16 protein-coding genes and 2 pseudogenes are annotated in these 17,011 nt (G+C 58.6%); 4 read left to right on the forward strand and 14 right to left on the reverse strand.

Annotation, left to right across the window (positions count from 1 at the left end):
• Positions 1-391: 391 nt before the first annotated feature.
• Positions 392-616, forward strand: a complete 225-nt coding sequence (locus ACWGS9_RS23300) for a hypothetical protein (protein WP_454507455.1) — start codon at positions 392-394, stop codon at positions 614-616.
• A 9-nt stretch (positions 617-625) separates the two neighbouring features.
• On the opposite strand, the gene ACWGS9_RS23305 is transcribed toward ACWGS9_RS23300, so the two are convergent.
• From ACWGS9_RS23305 to ACWGS9_RS23315, 3 genes are read right to left on the reverse strand one after another with little or no spacing between them, the layout of a single operon-like run.
• Positions 626-1,399, reverse strand: coding sequence for a hypothetical protein (locus tag ACWGS9_RS23305; protein ID WP_454507456.1), 774 nt, complete (start codon positions 1,397-1,399; stop codon positions 626-628).
• Positions 1,399-2,391: a DNA-methyltransferase gene (locus ACWGS9_RS23310; RefSeq protein WP_454507457.1), complete on the reverse strand. Its 993-nt coding sequence runs from the start codon at positions 2,389-2,391 to the stop codon at positions 1,399-1,401. The genes ACWGS9_RS23305 and ACWGS9_RS23310 overlap by 1 nt, the downstream gene beginning before the upstream one ends.
• The gene (locus tag ACWGS9_RS23315) at positions 2,388-2,624 is read right to left on the reverse strand and encodes a DUF6471 domain-containing protein (RefSeq protein ID WP_454507458.1); all 237 of its coding nucleotides are present in this window, start codon (positions 2,622-2,624) and stop codon (positions 2,388-2,390) included. The genes ACWGS9_RS23310 and ACWGS9_RS23315 overlap by 4 nt, the downstream gene beginning before the upstream one ends.
• A gap of 112 nt (positions 2,625-2,736) precedes the next feature.
• Between ACWGS9_RS23315 and ACWGS9_RS23320 the strand changes: the two are divergent.
• Together ACWGS9_RS23320 and ACWGS9_RS23325 are read left to right on the forward strand one after the other, a co-directional pair.
• Positions 2,737-3,716, forward strand: a pseudogene (locus ACWGS9_RS23320) (IS1595 family transposase).
• 9 nt (positions 3,717-3,725) lie between these two features.
• Positions 3,726-4,160, forward strand: a complete 435-nt coding sequence (locus ACWGS9_RS23325) for a hypothetical protein (protein WP_454507459.1) — start codon at positions 3,726-3,728, stop codon at positions 4,158-4,160.
• A 980-nt stretch (positions 4,161-5,140) separates the two neighbouring features.
• Here ACWGS9_RS23325 and ACWGS9_RS23330 read toward each other — a convergent pair.
• Positions 5,141-5,875, reverse strand: coding sequence for a sulfotransferase (locus ACWGS9_RS23330; protein WP_454507460.1), 735 nt, complete (start codon positions 5,873-5,875; stop codon positions 5,141-5,143).
• Positions 5,876-6,342: 467 nt separating this feature from the next.
• Between ACWGS9_RS23330 and ACWGS9_RS23335 the strand changes: the two genes are divergently transcribed.
• On the forward strand, positions 6,343-7,275 hold the full coding sequence (locus tag ACWGS9_RS23335; RefSeq protein ID WP_454507461.1) for a LysR family transcriptional regulator: 933 nt from the start codon (positions 6,343-6,345) through the stop codon (positions 7,273-7,275).
• Positions 7,276-7,595: 320 nt separating this feature from the next.
• On the opposite strand, the gene ACWGS9_RS23340 is transcribed toward ACWGS9_RS23335, so the two are convergent.
• The 10 genes and pseudogenes from ACWGS9_RS23340 to ACWGS9_RS23385 all read right to left on the reverse strand — a co-directional run bounded on the left by ACWGS9_RS23340 (position 7,596) and on the right by ACWGS9_RS23385 (position 16,976).
• Entirely contained in the window at positions 7,596-8,495 is a 900-nt protein-coding gene (locus ACWGS9_RS23340) for an SIR2 family NAD-dependent protein deacylase (protein ID WP_454507462.1), read from the reverse strand.
• A 38-nt stretch (positions 8,496-8,533) separates the two neighbouring features.
• Positions 8,534-8,746 (reverse strand): putative nitrogen fixation protein NifT, encoded by a 213-nt coding sequence (gene nifT, locus ACWGS9_RS23345; RefSeq protein ID WP_454507463.1) that lies wholly within the window; start codon positions 8,744-8,746, stop codon positions 8,534-8,536.
• The gene (locus tag ACWGS9_RS23350) at positions 8,743-9,069 is read right to left on the reverse strand and encodes a nitrogen fixation protein NifZ (protein WP_454507464.1); all 327 of its coding nucleotides are present in this window, start codon (positions 9,067-9,069) and stop codon (positions 8,743-8,745) included. The genes nifT and ACWGS9_RS23350 overlap by 4 nt, the downstream gene beginning before the upstream one ends.
• Positions 9,070-9,132: 63 nt before the next feature.
• Positions 9,133-9,327, reverse strand: coding sequence for a 4Fe-4S binding protein (locus tag ACWGS9_RS23355; protein WP_027155283.1), 195 nt, complete (start codon positions 9,325-9,327; stop codon positions 9,133-9,135).
• A gap of 35 nt (positions 9,328-9,362) precedes the next feature.
• Positions 9,363-10,815 (reverse strand): annotated as a pseudogene (nifB, locus tag ACWGS9_RS23360) (nitrogenase cofactor biosynthesis protein NifB).
• A 236-nt stretch (positions 10,816-11,051) separates the two neighbouring features.
• Complete coding sequence (nifA, locus tag ACWGS9_RS23365; RefSeq protein ID WP_454507465.1) at positions 11,052-12,752, reverse strand: nif-specific transcriptional activator NifA; 1,701 nt, start codon at positions 12,750-12,752, stop codon at positions 11,052-11,054.
• Positions 12,753-13,374: 622 nt separating this feature from the next.
• Complete coding sequence (locus tag ACWGS9_RS23370; protein ID WP_454507466.1) at positions 13,375-13,674, reverse strand: ferredoxin family protein; 300 nt, start codon at positions 13,672-13,674, stop codon at positions 13,375-13,377.
• An 11-nt stretch (positions 13,675-13,685) separates the two neighbouring features.
• On the reverse strand, positions 13,686-14,993 hold the full coding sequence (locus ACWGS9_RS23375; protein ID WP_454507467.1) for an FAD-dependent oxidoreductase: 1,308 nt from the start codon (positions 14,991-14,993) through the stop codon (positions 13,686-13,688).
• Positions 14,994-15,004: 11 nt separating this feature from the next.
• Positions 15,005-16,111 (reverse strand): electron transfer flavoprotein subunit alpha/FixB family protein, encoded by a 1,107-nt coding sequence (locus ACWGS9_RS23380; RefSeq protein ID WP_454507468.1) that lies wholly within the window; start codon positions 16,109-16,111, stop codon positions 15,005-15,007.
• Positions 16,112-16,127: 16 nt separating this feature from the next.
• Positions 16,128-16,976: an electron transfer flavoprotein subunit beta/FixA family protein gene (locus ACWGS9_RS23385; RefSeq protein ID WP_454507469.1), complete on the reverse strand. Its 849-nt coding sequence runs from the start codon at positions 16,974-16,976 to the stop codon at positions 16,128-16,130.
• Positions 16,977-17,011: the final 35 nt, after the last annotated feature.

The raw sequence follows: 17,011 nt of genomic DNA on the forward strand, positions 1-17,011 counted from the left end.
GGAGCATCGCACGTAGCGGGCGCTGATGAGCTCGAACAATGCGCTGGCCGATCCTTGGCAACGTCGGTGAGGTCGTCAAGGATCAAGGGGCAAAGGGGTCGAGCCGTTCGATGCCGGCTTCAAGGCCGAGTTCGCGGCATGCGACCTGCAGCTTCTGACGAGGTCGCTGGTGCGGCGAATATGACCCGCCATGCGTGCTCGAGGGGCAAGCCCTGCGATTGCGAGATGGCTCTTTCTTTCGCCGGCGGCCCAAACAAGGCAGGTTGGTGACCTTCTCTAGCCCGGCTGTTGTTGGCGGATCGCCATAACCTGCTCCCTGCAGATCGTCGGCACTGCCTCGACCTCGAACGTGTCGAGGGTCCCTCCCGGCGACAGGCGCGCCTTCCGCGAGATGCCGCTCGATGCGGTGTCCATTCGCCCAGTCTGTGTTCGTGATCGCAGCGAGGAAGCGGCCGGCGGCCAGTCTGAAAGGAACCTGCTTGAAAAAGAAAACAAGCGTCTCAAACACCTGGTGGCAAAACGTCTGCGGAAGCAGAATGCGGAACTGAGCAAAGGCTGGAAATGGACCAACACTTCCTGGACCGCGGTCGATTGGGCCAATTTCGGAATTATGTAGCAGTCTCACCTACGGGAAGCGCGTGGTGTAGGCGTTACAAATCCGCTGGATCATCGATTCATAGTGGAGAGGGTCGCCGACCGGCGGATTTGGCGGCGTGGGCGCGACGCTGGTCGCCCTGCTTTGCGCTTGATAGGCTGGGTCGGGATGGAACGCCAAGTTGTCATGTTCGATGACGGCGACGCCGACTGCCTCCATACCTGGCACATCATTGGCGGACGTTCGAAGGTGGATGCTGCGGAAGATGTTCACAGCATTGGCGGCTATCTGCCGAGATGTCGCCTTTGAATTGCTGTGGGTTGTGATGTCGGTATCGTCTCGAAGCGGCGAGTAGAAACGGTCCGCTGCGTTCACGACCAGAAAGGCAGCAGCGACCGTCCTTGGATCGTATTGATGAGCGTAGCCATGAAACGAATTGAAGTCGCGTAGGCGGTTCTTCCGAGCCTTGCCGTGCTCTGTGTAGATCGATTTCAGCTCGATAGCGATTTGGATGATAACTGGCGGGGCCATGATGATTGGAAGGCCCAAGTCCAGTTCAAAAGTTGAAGGTCTGCCGGCCGGCGTGCCAATCGCGATATCGATCACCCAATCAGCATGTCCGACCTGTTGATGATGGCGAAGCTTTGCGACCAGTTCGCCATTCCGCGCTCGCTGCCCAATAAGCGGACATTGGGCGACTAGATCGCGGATGATGACGGCTGATTGATGGTCACTTGGTTTGGATGATCGAGGATGGTAACCGCCTGCCGCAAGTTGCGTGACGATCTCGTTTTCAATTGGCATTACTTCACAACCGCGTTGACCGCTCCAATCGAGCGCGGCTTTTCTACCTCCGCTTGCAAGCGTTTACGAGCGATTTCCAAATAATGGGGATCGATATCAACACCGATAGAATTTCGCCCGGTCCGGAGCGCGGCAACCCCTGTTGATCCTGTGCCAATGAAGGGGTCTAAGACGACATCCCCGGCAAAAGAGAACATCTTGATTAGCCGCTCTGCCAATTCGGCCGGATAGGGCGCTGGATGCCCGTCGCGTGTCGAGGCCCCTCTTATGTCGCTCCAGAAGGACCGGCACCAGCCTTGCATTTCCTCTTTCGAGAGCATCGACAGGGCCTTTTGAATGGTGCTGGTTTTGCGATATTCCCCCGGCTTGCGCATGAACAGGATGTACTCGATATCGTTCTTGATGATCGCGCCGGGCTGATAGGGCTTCCCATAGAAGCCGGCTCCGTTACCCTGTGCCTCTGTCACGCCGTTGGCGATCTTGTGCCACAGGATCGGCGTCAAGCAGTCAAGGCCCACCGTTCTGGCGCTCACCTGAATATCTGCGTGCAGCGGCATGACGCGATGCCGGCCAAATTTGCGCGGAATGCAGACATCGCCCACGACACAGCACACCCGGCCACCCTCGACCAAGACACGCTCACATTGCTCCCAAACCTTGTCGAGCTCGTCTAGGAAAGCCTCATAGTCGGCGATGTCTCCAAGCTGCCCGTCGCCGTCGCGATACTTCTTCAGCGTCCAGTATGGCGGGGACGTCACGACCAGATGAACGGAGTTGTCGGGAATCCAAGACAGGTCGCGCGCATCGCCGACACGCAAGCTGTGTGTGGTCGTATCGAACGGGGCCGGCCACGCAACCTTTCGATAAAACCGGTTTGCGGTCTGGAGCGCCGCAAGGGCTTCAGAGGTGTTGTCCGACTGTGGAAGGCGAGGCGCGCGGCGCGGCTTCGCTACCGGGGAATCGATGTCATTGACGTCGAAAGCGAGACTCATTGGCCGTCCCCTAACTGGATACTGCGGACGCCAATGGCGTACATGCATTGGATGAAAAACACGGCGGTGAAGCTCCCGCGCGCAATCTTGTTCGAGATGTTGCGCCGGTCTTCTTCGATGCCAAGAGCGCTGAGTTTGTCGGCTAAATCGGCGTAGCTAAGGTTCTTCCGCTTTAGCTCGGCTTTCAGGATGCCCTTAACCTCTGATTGCCAATCTTGATTGGTACGCGCCACCTAGAGTCACCTGATTCGATGTCAGAGTCACCGTAAACGATGTTTTTTGCATTGACAAGCAACGAAAGCAGCACCATATTTGATGTCATCGGCATCATATTCGGTGTTTTTCGTGGCCCAACATTTCCTCCTCTCGGCAGCAGCAAGGACGCTCTCTTTGAGCGCCGTTGCCCGCATGTCCGACGAAGAGGCCCGAGACACCTTCCGTCGCATTCGTTGGGCGGACAACAATGGCGAGCCCTATTGTCCGCGCTGTGGCTGTGTGACCGTCACCGCCTTGGCAACGCGCCCTGTCTGGAAATGCACAGCGTGCAAATACCAATTCAGCGTCACCGCCGGCACGATCTTCGATAACCGCAAGCGCCCCGTCCGCGATTACCTCCTCGCCATCGCGATCTTTGTGAACGGCGCCAAGGGTCACAGCGCCCTCCAACTCTCCCGCGATCTGGACTGCCAATACAAGACGGCTTTCGTTCTTGTGCACAAGCTTCGCGAGGCAATTGCGGCAGAGCAAGGTGACATAGCGCTGTCAGGGACGGTCGAGGTGGATGGTCCTATTTTGCAGGCCACGTGAAGCCGAAGAACAAAGCCGCAGAGCGCGTTGATCGCCGCCTTGCCGAAGAACAGACCGGCAAGCGTCGCGTCGTGGTTGTCATGCGTGAGCGTGGCGGCCGCACGCTTCCTTTCGTCACCCGGAAGGAAAGCGAAGGCGTGCCGCTGATCCGCCAGCGCGTTGCCCTCGGCAGCACCATTCACGCCGATGAAGCGTCCGGGTGGGACAATCTCTATGCCCATTTCGAGATGCGCCGCGTCAACCATTCGGTCGAGTACAAGGCCGCCGACGGTGCCTGCACCAATCGGGCAGAATCGTATTTCTCCCGGCTACGCCGCGCTGAAATCGGCGTTCATCACCGGATCGGCGCGCACCTCTTGAACCGCTACGCCTCCGAAATGGCATGGCGAGAGGACCGCCGGCGAACCAGCAATGGAAACCAGTTTGACGAATTGATCGGCCTTACGATCCAGCACCCGATCAGCCGTGAATGGGCCGGCTATTGGCAGCGGCACTTGCCGCGCGCGGCAGCCGAGTAGGAGGAATGGATGGCAGAGACCCACGTCATGAGCGGCCTTATCGCCAAGCGCGCCGAACTGGCCGGCACGCTGGAGCATCATCAAGCGATGGTCCGGCAACTTCTCATGGAATTGGACGCGCTCGACCAGACGCTTCGGCTCTTTGATCCGGGTATCGAACTGTCAGAGATCAAGCCCAAGCCGCTGCCGCCGCGCCACGCCGCCTATAAGGGCGAAGTAGCCAGGATCGTGCTTTCGACGCTACGGCAGGCCGGCAGGCCATGCAGCACGCAAGAATTGACGATGCACGTCATGGCAGAGCGCGGCATGAACACGGCCGACAAGCGCCTTGTGAAGACCATTTGCAAGCGTGTCGGCGCGTGCCTGCGGCATCACCGCAACAAGGGATTGCTCCGGTCAACGGAGGGCTTGGGGCAGCATATTGTTTGGGAAGTCGCGCGCTAGTCTTCGTGAAATCCGCGCTTGTGGTAGTCGTCCTTTAGCATCGCATCCAGCTCTCGAATGAGGATGTGGCGCGCCGCGTCGTTTGCGGAATTACCAAGCCGCTTTTTCACGGCGACCAGGTGCGTCAGATAGGCGAAGTGGTCAGGCGGTAGTTTAAAGGTGATGATTTCCGCGTCGGTTTTGCCTCGGGGTCTGCCCTCGACCGTTTCTTGTCTTCCCCCTGAATCGCCATACGCCGAACATTTTTCGCGATTTAAAAATCAATTTATTATTCCCTTTTATTATTGCGCTGGCGAGTCCCCCGACGTTAGAATCCCACTGTGACAACGATTCGTACGTGACTCTCAAGGGCGCGACGTGCAAGATCGAAACTGAACTGTCGGCCCCGATACTTGGAAGCCGCCAGAGGCTTGCTTTAGGTACTCGATTTACGCTTTACTGGAGGTTCGCCTTGTTACGAGCTCGGCGGCCTCCGAAAGTGGGACACGACAGTTTCCCACCTACCGAATCGGAACCGAAGGTATTCCTGCACGAATACGGTTTTCGCTTCGTCCCACGCGATCCGGATAAGCATCTTTCACTCACCTTCCTTTCTGGTCAGCCGTTGCCCCCGGCGTAAAGGGCTTCAACAGAAAGGCGGTGCGAGAATCGGCTTCGAATCACGCAGCCCGGATCATCGCTGATTCAAGCGAGCGCGACTAGCCAAATCTCAGAGCGTTAAACAGGTGAGACTGCTACATAATTCAGCTAATTTCGCAGAGCTGCATGGGTGAGCGAGGGGTTGGGCGTCTATAAAGCCTGCTCAGAAAACCCTTCGGCAGTCGGACACCAATGGCCGCAGTCACCTGAAGGCGTGCTCAAAGGCGGCGGATTCAGTCTCGCCGCTGCGACACTGTCACAAGGGTGTGCGAGTTCGCCTCCGGCGGTATCCCGGAGCCTTAGAGGAAGGGTAGGTCGTGGCTTGCCTCTGCAACGAGCAATCAGCGGCCCTCAAAGAATCTAGCGTAAGGTCCGCCAGCGAAGTGGCGCCGCAACTCTTTGAAGTTCTCTATCGTTTGGTCCAGGGCGCGCGCTTCCTGGCGCTTAAGGATGCCGGTACCAGAGAGCCGAACCGCTGGAACCCGAAGGAAATCCCAAATCGTTGCCAAGCACGCCGAGGGTTCGTCAAGAAGGCTCTCGTACTCGACCACATGCAAGTCGGTGGACGCGAAGGAGCACGCGACGCGATCGTGGAATTCGTCGGCGGTCTTGAAATATGCCTCGCAGCAGGGGATTGCCAGTTTGACGGGCGGAGCCGCGTCGTTGTCCGAACTGAACTTCAGCCACTGGCGGGTTTGCCTTGCCTGTGTCAGCGATCGCAGCGATTCCAAGGTGTTTTTGCGGACCAGGAGAATGACCTTGAGCCCTGGCCAACGGACAAGCTCAGCAAAAAAACCCGGACGCTCATGGAACTGAGGTTCGTTGATCTTGCAACCAACGCGCGTAACCTTCTTGTCGGATTCGTTTGGGAAGCGCACGTAGGCCAGCTCAAGCAGCTCCCGATCGCTGCCTACCAAGCGATCCTTATCGGACCAATTCGTATCGTAGGTGTTGAGCAACTCACCATTGCTCAGTACGTTCGGATGCTCGTTCAGCAATTCTTCCAGATAGTGCGTGCCCGTCCTCGGCATCGCAAGGATCACAAATGGGCCAGGTGACGGCACGGGATGTGTCATTGCATGTGTCTCCGATCAATATTGCTGACGGTAGTCGCCTGGACCTAGTGTATAGACAGCACCCAGTCTCGATGAAACGGTGCTGCAGGCCAGTGTAAGCCGTCACACCTTCGGTGACTTTGCGTCGAGAGTCCGCAGGGCTCCGAAAGAAAAGTGGCGCGTTCGACGTGGTCGCACATCGAAACACTTCCCCTGCTGCTTCCCGAGGCACGTATCACGCGATCCAACTAGAAAAGGTTGGAATGCATGGGCAGCTTTGCCGCTGCCCCAAACCGCTCACGGGGCGCTTTTGTTGTGGGCACGCCATGCGCATCGGTTGAGCTCGGACGCCTCGGGGACCAGGGCCAGTGAACAGGCATGTTACAAGTGGGACCTTTCGTGATTTGACATTTTTCTATGCAGGTCCTCATACACGCGTAAAATCGATTGTTTTGATGGATCCCATCCGCGCTATGGATAACTGACACGTGCGCTTCAAGGGCCTTGATCTAAACCTCCTTGTTGCGCTTGACGCTTTGATGAACGAGCGCAACCTCACCGCTGCCGCACGCAGCATCAATCTCAGCCAGCCCGCCATGAGTGCGGCCGTCGCCCGGCTGCGCGACTTTTTCCGCGATGAGTTATTTACGATGAGGGGGCGCGAACTTGTCCCCACTCCGCGCGCGGAAGATCTCGCCCCCGCGGTCCGCGAGGCACTGCTTCACATCCAGCTCTCGATAATTTCCTGCGACAGGTTCAACCCAGTTCAGTCGGAGCGCCGGTTCAAAATCAGCCTTTCCGATTTCATGACCCTTATATATTTTCAAAAGGTCGTAGAGCGTGTCGCGCGGGAAGCTCCCTCCGTCAGCTTCGAGTTCCTACCCCTCACCGATCACCCTGAAGAGTTTCTCCGCCGCGGTGAGATCGATTTTCTAATCCTTCCCGACGTGTTCATGTCGAGCGAGCATCCCAGAGCAGTACTGTTTGAAGACACGCTGGTGTGCGTCGGCTGCGCCACGAACAAACATTTATCACGCCCGCTTACGTTTGAGCGGTACATGTCCATGGGGCACGTTACGATCAAATTCGGGCGTACGCGGCAGCCCTCCATCGAAGAATGGTTTTTGCTCGAGCACGGCCGCAAGAGGCGTATCGAGGTGGTGGTGCAGAACTTTAGCATGGTTCCCCCTATGCTATCAGGCACGGAGCGGATAGCGACCATACCCTTACGGCTGGTCGAATATTTCGCACGACTGATACCGCTGAAGATCGTTGACCTTCCACTGCCCCTTCCCCCACTCACCGAGACCGTGCAATGGCCTGCCATTCACAACAGCGATTCGGCGAGCATCTGGATGCGGGAGATATTACTCCAGGAGGCGTCCCGCATGGCTCCGCCGCACAGGATCGCCAAGGTCTAAACGTTTTCCTGGATCCGTGTTTTGCGGGAGTTGTCAGGAGCCCACGAGCGCCTCTGCGCCGAATCTACCTGCCCTGAAGCGGCCTGTCAGAAGGGCGTGGGGATTGCCAGACTTTCTAGCCTGCGGCGGCCCGATTCGACTGGTATCGTCACCCCACGACCATTCTCGCAGGCAATGTACGCTCGCTTTCGCCAAGTTTTGTCCGACCGCGCTTGGGCGATATCTGGGTTTGCGGACCACGTCGTCGCCAAGGCGCAAAAGCGCCGCAAATTGCAGGAGACCAGCTATGCTGTGGTCACTGATCCAAAATCGGCTCCGTCTCAATCATGCTGGCCACCTGGTGACAGGATCGAGCCGGCAAGCCGAGCCGCAGCTTCGCGAATCGGCATGTCAATGACTGTGACGGCGCATTCTGTAAGGAAACGCCGTTCGTTTTTGGTCATTTCCGTCCCGTCGATTAGCGCGAAATGCGGCCCGTCGGACCGCTTCATGATCTGTCGGGCGTAGGTGCGCAGCATCTGATCGTCGAAGCGGCAGCCGACGAAGAAAAAGCCCCGGTTGTTGCGCCGCTGTTTCACCTGCTCAGGAATCGGCGTCTGAATGTCGATATCCGTTAGCACTTCCACATAGTCGGAATCTGAGACCAGGAAGTTTGCCGCTGGCCTGATACTACCATGAGGCACATAGAGTACCGTTTCCACCGGGGGTACCGGATCGATTTCAATTCCGGACAAATCGTAGGCTTTGGTCCAAATGTCCCTGATTTCGTTCGCCCGCGGCACCCCTTGTATCTCAACGACATCCGTTCGGCCGGTCGCGACCAGGGCCGCGCGCATGGCGCCATCATACCAGCTGTCGACAATGAGCGAGAGCGGCAGCGTGGCGAGCCAGGCATGGAGGATCGTCGGCGGTGCTGGCACGGCGAAGATCTCGGCCATCCAACCCTGGAGCGTCCGGCGATGGCGGCGCTGTTCGATAAACTGTGCGACTGACCACATATTGGTGCGGATCTTGGATGGAGCCGAGGCGCGCTCGTTAAGGGCCGCGGCGACAGCTTCCGGAGTATCCGGTACAGCCGGTGTCGGGCAGCCGAGCCGGAGGAGACCGGGGCCTAGATAAGGAACGATCACGTCGGCGGTGAGCGCTCCCTTGATCAGGTCAAGCCGCGCTTCCGCATGGCTATCCCGAGTGATTAAAAGATGGCGCGGGATGGGGTTCATGCTCATTTCTCCTGCCTTCACGCTGTCAACCCGCAGTCCTAATCCCCGTCGGATATTTTCCTGGCCTCAACGGTGATTGGCAGGCGCGTATCTCGCGGAAGGTCGGGCAGGACGAAACGCCAGCCGTTTCTGAGCACTACCGCCCCGCCCCACAGGCCTTCATTCTCAACCTCGATGATCGGCTCTTCGAGATCCTTCTTGGGAACGTAGGCCGACAGGCCGGCGCCGGTCCTGCGGATCATCACCTTCACCGGGCTGCTCCCTTGCCAGGAGGAGGGGTAGTTTCGGCGCTACGAGAAGCTCCGGCATTGTCAAGGCTCACCATTTCACGCGCCCGCATGCCCACTACTGTGCCACGACCGATCCATTCGACCGCATAAATGTAGAATTGCTGGAGAAAGGTGCCGATGTCGCGCACGTATCCTTCGTCACCCCTCAACACGAGATTTTCCCCTACCTCCCCACCGGGATAGGTGCCGTCATTCCTGATGTGGCGTATGGCGCGGACCCGTTCGCCCGGCATAAACCGTGGAGGCTTATGGATTTCGACCTCCTGTTCGCGCCACAGGGTCATGGCTGTTCTTCCTTTCTCGGTGGGGGTTTAGAAATTCAAAGAGCGCCGTCAGCCGATCGGACCTCAGGCGGGAACGCAGGTCATCTCGACCGGACAGACGGAGGCACATTGCTGTGCATCGAAGGTATCCTTGCATTCAGTGCATTTTTCCGCGTCGATGACGTAGGCTTCGCCTTTGAATTTGATCGCACCGGAAGGACATTCGAACTCGCAGGCACCGCATTGAGTGCATTGGGATGCGATGATCTTGAACGCCATTTTTCGTCAACTCCTGGTCAGTTGGATTAGAGATCTCAGGCCATCGCGGCCAATGGTTTGGCCCCAAAACTCGGCGGCGTAAACCGCGCTGATCGCGGTCTCGATATGCTCATAGCCATAGTCATCCATTGCCCGGATTCCGGCTCCCCTGAGCTGAGCCTTCGGGCAATCTCCGATCTTGGCGCACAAGACGATCTCTATTCCTTCGAGTGCCGCGAGGACGCCCTTTAGGGTGGCATCCTCGCCCCAGCCACCCAGGCAATAGCGCTCGACCTTCCGATGCCCGACCAAACTGATTCCCCCCGGCGAGGCCTCATAGATCTGGAACTCTCTCGCGTGGCCGAAGTGTACGTTGACGCGGCCGCCGCCCTTGCTGGCAACGGCGACAAGAAGCGACTTGCCCGATCCCGCTGCCTTGACAAGTTCCGTCGCCTCGCTTTTGGCCACCGCCCGATCGCCGCGCTCTCGCGCGACCACCTCGCGATAGGCGTCGCGCTTACTCGCGTCGTAGGTCACCTCGTTGGGGATTTGGTCGAGCGTGAACTCCTGGGCACGATCATCGTCGAGCAGGCCAACCGCATCAGCCCGGCATTGCCTGCAATGGCGCATCAATTTGGCACCGCCGTCCAGACGATCTTGAAGAGCCTTCAGCTCCATCGCCTTTGGGCCGCGGTGCCCGGTCAGCCCGTAATGGGTACCGTACTTCGGGTTCGAAATCAGCGGCATGATGTTGTGCAAAAAGGCGCCGCGCGCCTTGACGGATTTATTGACCTCGATCAGGTGCTCGTCGTTGACGCCGGGGATCATCACCGAATTGATCTTGGCAAGGATGCCGCGCTCCGTCAGCATCTCCAGGCCCAACATTTGCCGCTCATGCAGAATCCTGGCGGCTTCGATGCCAGTGTAGCGCCGGTGCTCGTAAAAGATCCAAGGATAGATCCTTGCGCCGACTTCCGGGTCGACCATGTTGATGGTGATTGTTACGTGGTCGACATTCATGTCGCAAAGCTCGGCGACATGGTCCGGCAACGCGAGCCCGTTGGTCGAGATGCAAAGCTTGAGGTCGGGGATTTCCTTGACGACGCGTTCGAACGTGGTCTTTGTCTTGTTCCAGTCGAAGCAGGCGTCGCCCGGTCCGGCGATGCCCAGCACGGAAAGCTGCGGCACTTCATTGGCGACTGCGATCACCTTGCGCACCGCCTGATCTGGGGTCAGCTTTTCCGAAGCGACCCCAGGCCGGCTTTCGTTGGCACAGTCAAACTTGCGATTGCAATAATTGCATTGAATGTTGCAGGCCGGGGCCACCGCAACATGCATGCGCGCGAAATAATGGTGCGCTTCTTCTGAATAGCACGGGTGGTCCTTGACCTTCTCCCAAATGGCCGGCTCCATGTCGCTAGGCCTTGCGGACGAGCCGCAGGTTGAAGACGCGCATCCAGCCGATTTCGCGGTGGTTTCGCTTTGAAGCGAAATCTTCGGTGCCGACATCGAATGGCTCTGCTCCTGGCTGACTTACACGTCCAATCGCAAGAGCTATGCCAGCCCACCAAAAGGGGCATTCACCCGAAATCTCGGCTTTTCGTGTCTGATATGTCAAATTGCCTACGACCTGGATTTGTCGGGCTTCCGACATTGGAGAAGGGTATGGGCTCGCCAGAGCGATGGTCTCTGGTCCCGCACAGGCCGGACTCCGAAACGCCACATGGTTCAGACGTTAGGCTGGGCTAAAATTTCTTCACCTCGATACCGTGCCGGCGTAGAGCATAGCCGACTTGCCGCGGGGTGAGGCCGAGGAGACGAGCCGCTTTAGCCTGGACGGAGCCTGCCTTTTCCATCGCGTCGATCAGCCGCTCGCGTTCCGTCAGGCGCGGGCTGCCCGTTGCGTGACAGTTGGGATCGTTCCGATCGGCCGGCGGCTGCGATCCTCGGTTCATCGTGCCACGAGCGGGATCGGCGACGGCGTTTGTGCCCTGAGACCAGCCGGCTCCTTTCCAGATGAGCGAAGAAAGACACTGGCCACTCCTGCAGGCGAAATCCGACTGAACTATCGTCTTCGACCGGGCAAGTGTCGCCGTCCTTCGCACGCAGTTTTCCAGCTCTCGGATGTTGCCAGGGAAGTGGCATTGCGAGATCACATCAAGCCCCGAGGATGCGAAGGTGAGATCGCGATTGTTCTCCTTGTTAAACCGATCGAGAAAGAATTCGGCAAGGAGTCGAATGTCTCCGGCGCGCTCCCGGAGCGGAGGCAACGTAATTGGTATCACATTGATGCGGTAATAAAGGTCTTCCCTAAACTCCCCATTCCGCACAGCCGTTTCAAGGTCCTTGTTGGTGGCGCATATAAGCCGGACATCGAACTTTAGCGTTCTGGTGCCGCCGACCCGCTCCAGTTCGCCTTCCTGCAAGACGCGCAGCAGCTTGGCTTGAAAGGAAGGCGAAATCTCGCCGATTTCATCAAGCAACAGGGTTCCGCCATGCGCCAATTCGAAACGGCCGGCGCGCTGAGAGATAGCCCCAGTGAAGGCGCCCTTTTCGTGCCCAAACAGTTCCGATTCCAGGACGGTTTCAGAGAGCGCGGCGCAGTTCACCGTGACGAAGGACTTGTTCTTCCGAGGTGAGAATTTATGGATTGCCTTTGCAATGGCTTCCTTGCCGGTGCCGCTTTCCCCCCGCAGCAACACAGCGGCGTTCGTGCTTGCCACGACCGGGATCATTTCGAGCACCTGTTTGAGCGCGGGACTCTTCCCCACGATTCCGTCGATATTGACGTGCGGCTGCCGGTCACGATCGGTCCTTCCATCGCCGGGCGATGGTTCCGGTTTGTCTTCGACAAGCCGTTGAACCCCCATGCTCGGGAGGCGATGGAGATATATGATTTGGCCGACGAGGATGGCGACCATGCTTAGGAAGCGTACGTCCTCGTCATTGCGGAAATTGATCGAGCCGTCCCCGACGCGGTCGATCCACAATGTTCCAAGGGTTTCATCCTGAGCTTTGAGGGGAACACCGATAAAGCTCACCGGCAGAGTGTCGATGCGCAAGGGCATCTGGGGATCAGCCTGAAATAGTTCCGACTTGCTGATATCCTGTACGACCAACGGCGTCCCCGTCGCGACGATTTGGTCTAATACGGCCTGCGGGATGCTGCCGCAAGTGGCTGATTGAGGTAGATAGACGCTGCCATCAGTGACGACAAACCCCGGCTCTCCGTCAGTCCCGGGGACAATGATTTCTCCATGACGCATTTGCACAAACGAGGAGAGCAGGGTTATGACGTTGGCAAGCGCGGTCTCCAGCCTAACGGGCGCGGTCAGGACCTTCGATATCTCGTAGATCCCCTCGAGCGGGAAATACGCTCCGCGCCCGCTTTCGATGGTGTCCCCAGGCTCTGCATGATCGACTTCATCCCGCCGCGTGTGGTCCATGGAAGTGCCTCTGAATTTGTCTAGGATGCACTCGCTAAGCACACCTTAGAACTGAAGTTTCTAGAGATATCCCGAGCAATCATTACGAGATGTCGGGTCGACTTGGGGCTTGCGGGTTGGCGCAAACAATCGGCGGGGCGGCGTATCTAGTCCTTGAAGCTTGCCGGCCAGCACCGCCGATCATGGCGCAACCCCTCGTGGTCGCTGAAATTTCATAGCCTGGCGACGGCGAAGATGCGCTGGCCCACCAGCATCTTCACCGCGTGCTCCTCAATGCGGCATTGTGGACGTCCGCGAAGCATCGGGCGAAGCAACCAGACAGTCCGGTCGCTCGGTCCGCCAGACCCAGCAGAAGTGCGTCAGCATCCGAACGTTCGTTCCACCGTCAAAACCGGCAACGGCGTGCTTTACAGCAGGTGCAAACTTGAACTGATCCGATATCATTGTGGCGGCATCCGGGCGCTCCTCGATTAAAGCTAAGCTGCTTTCGCAAAATAACTTCCCCGATTCGGAACCCCGATGCACTTCAACAATGCGAGAGGTGCGCTGCAACGCAATAGAATGCGAAGGTTTCCGCAATTGTAAGTTGTACAATGGCTCATTCTGCTGCTGAATGCGCCAGCTATCCGAACTTAAAGAGGACACCGAAACCGCCGCGCGGATAATTCCACGTGATCTCGCCGTTGGCCTCGCACAGCACTCGGCATGTGCCACACTCCAAGCACCCGTCGGCTGCGATCTCAACTTGGCCCGTAGCGTTCAGCTCATAGCACTTGGCAGGGCAGATGCGCGTCAACGCGAGCAGGTTCGGGCTCGGGCTTTGGTGAGGTCGCACCTTGATATGCGGGCGCCCTGCATCGATGAGATAGCGGTTCTGATAGAGCTTGTCCTCGACGCGTACGGCCGGCACTGCGATCCTCATTTTGCTCTCCCTCAACGCCAGGCAAATGTAAGGCGCAATGCGTCGCTGACCAGCCCCCAGCGCGAACGCGCCCTTATGAACGCAGCAGTGGTCGCCTTTTCCTTGTCGATTTTCGGAGCGCCATCGACCCGCAAGAGATTCTGTGCGGCCACAGAAATCAGCTGCGGGTAAGTCATGAAGAAATTATGCGAGTTGGTGTGCAGCAGTGCCGGCATGTCCTTATGTTTTCGCAAGTCTTTAAGGACAAACGACTTGTCCAGCATGGTCTTGTAAAGGCCGAGATTCCGCTTGGTCATCGGGACGTTCCGGCTCTTGATCTGAGCGATTGCCTCGCCTGCGATGCGGCCGGACGTCATGGCGAGATTCGAACCCTCACGGTGAACCGCGTTGTTCAATTGCGCTGCATCTCCGACCGCAACCCAACCGTCGCCGAAGAGCCGCGGGATTGCCTTATAACCACCTTCGGGAATAAGATGGGCTGCGTATTCCTTCATCTCAGAGCCCGCTATCAGCGCCCGGACCGAGGGGTGGTTCTTGAATCCTTCGAGGAGGGCGTAGGGGCTCTCCATCGTGGCGGCGAAATCAGAAACGAGGCATCCGATGCCAAGTGAGATCGATTCCTTGTTGGTGTAGAGAAACGCTAACCCGGTCATCCCACGGGAGATCGTGCCCGCCGCCTCTATCACGCAGCCTTCATTGCCCTTGAGGCCGAAACGCTGCTCGATCACCTCTTCGGGCAGGAAATGAATCTCCTTGACGGCCAGTGCCACGGTTTCTGGCCTCGGCGTTTCGCGCAGGCCCGACCGCGTCCCAAGCAGTCCGTTGACGCCTTCTGCGAGCACGACCACGTCCGCCAAGATCCTTTCGCCGGCCCTGTCGGTGCGAACGCCTATGACCTTGCCCTTGATATCGTATTCGAGCTCCGTCGCCGTCGTCTCGCACAGGACCGTCGCCCCGGCCTCGCGCACCTTGCGCGAAAACCACCTGTCGAACTGGGCCCGGATGATGGTGTAACGGTTTGGCTTCGCCTCGTTGAAGTCGTCGGACCGATAGTGGATCCCAGCATGGGATGTGTCGTCCATCATCCAGAAGCGCTGTTCGACCAGATGCCGCTCAAGAGGCGCGTCATCGCGAAAGTCCGGGATGATCTTCTCGAGCATGTGGGCATACATGATGGCGCCCTGGACATTCTTGGAGCCCGAATACTCGCCGCGCTCCAACTGCAACACCTTCAGGCCGCAGCTTGCCATCGTAAAAGCAGCTGCGTTCCCGGCCATGCCGGCCCCTATGACGATGGCGTCGAACTTTTCCTCGGGCATGACCCTCTCCCTTAGCAGGCAAGCTTGTCGCGACTGTGCGGCGACAGGCGCCGGGTGAAGGCTTCCGTCAACGCCGGTAGGAAGCGGACCGCATCGGTGGCGATACCGATATGGGCGAAATCAAAAATCGGCGCGTTGGGGTCAATATTGATGGCCACGATCAGATCGGCGCTTTCAACGCCAACCCGGTGCTGGATGGCGCCGGAAATTCCGGCAGCGATGTAGAGCTTCGGCCGTATGGTCTTGCCAGTCTGGCCGATCTGCCGTTCAGCGGGCATCCAGCCCTTCTGGACCAACGGTCGCGAACAGCCATATTCGGCGCCAAGCGCCCGCGCGAGTTTGGTCACAACCTGAAGGTTCTCCGCCCCGCCAAGGCCAAGGCCTCCCGCAACCACGATGTCGGCAAAGGCAAGATTTGCCTTCGTCGACTGCGCATCGGGAAGGAAGCCCAGGACTTTGGTGACGATCTCGTCCTCGATCATCGACAGCTTGTCCTGGACGACACGCCCGACCGGCCTTTCCATACGCTGCGGCAAAGCCATGACTCTCGGTCGCACCGTTGCCATCTGCGGCCGGCAGTTGAGCGTATAGATCGTGCATAGTAAGGAACCGCCGAAAGTCGGACGGGTCGCCGCAAGCGAACCGTCAGGATCCACGTCAAGTTGGGTGCAGTCGGCGGTGAGCCCGGTCAGCAAGGTGGTCGCCACGGAGCCAGCAAGATCCCTGCCACGCATCGTGGCACCCAGAAGCAGGATCTCGGGTTTGTATGTATTCACAAGGTCGGTCACTGCCTTGGTGAAGGGCTCGTTGCGATACTCAGCGAGCAGCGGCGCCTCCACGATATAGACAAGATCGGCACCATAGGCGAAGGCCTCGGCGACCGCATACCAAGAGGCCTCTCCAGGCGGTCCGAGCACGACTCCCGCAAGCTGCACGCCAAGCTTGTCAGCCAGCTTGCGACCCTCGCCAAGCAGTTCGAAAGAGACCGGATGGACTTCGCCGCGCTCCAGCTCCATGAAGACCCAGACGTGGCGATAATCCTTGAAATGCTCGGGCAGATCCTTCTTCATGCCGGCACGACCACCGGCGGCAGGAGGGGTTTCTCGGCTCACGCTCATCCTAAGCTCCTTGGCCTCAGCCACCCTCGAAGGCCAGTTCGTGTTCCAGCGCTGGCTGGCAGGTGAAGATTGCGGCAATCAACTCGTCAGCGAGATCACGCAGCGCCTTATCTGCGGTGTCGATTTGCAGCGCCTTTTCCGACCGGCTGTTAGGGGCAAACACACGCTTCACGACAGTCGGCGATCCGCGAAGGCCGCATTTGCTGAGGTCCTCAATGCCAGCGTCGGCCGCACTCCACTTCACGACCTCGCTGCGGGCGGCGCGCAGGGCATCTGGCAGCGAGCCGCGACGGATTTCGTTGATACCTTCCAGCACTGTAATAAGGCAAGGAAGCTTGCTCTTCAGCATCTGCATGCCGCCTTCCGCGCGGCGCTCGACCTTGATCTCGCGCGCAACGAGATCAAGGGAGGTAATCTTCGAGACATAGGTGAGTTGCAAAAGGTTAAGGCGCTTGGCGATGCCAGGCCCGACCTGCGCGGTGTCGCCGTCGATTGTCTGCTTACCGGTGAAGACGATGTCTGGCGGGCCGAACTCCTCACCGATCTTGCCGATTGCCTGAGAGAGAGCGAAGGAGGTCGCCAGGGTGTCGGAGCCGGCAAAAAAACGGTCGGTCAGGAGCACCGCGCGGTCGGCGCCGTAGGTGAGCGCCTTGCGCAGCACGTCCTCTGCCATAGGAGGACCCATGGTGAGCACGGTGACCTCGCCTCCGTCGACGTCGCGTAGTCTCAGGGCTGCTTCAAGGGCGAACAGATCGTATGGGTTGATGATGGTCGGCACACCCTGGCGCATGATCGTGTTCGTCACCGGGTGGACGCGTATCTGCGCGGAGTCCGGGACCTGCTTGATACAGACGACGATATGCATGCGGTCTCTCTGGCTCTGTCGGGATGCGGGCTTGG

The organism is Mesorhizobium sp. Arg314 (genome assembly GCF_053714275.1).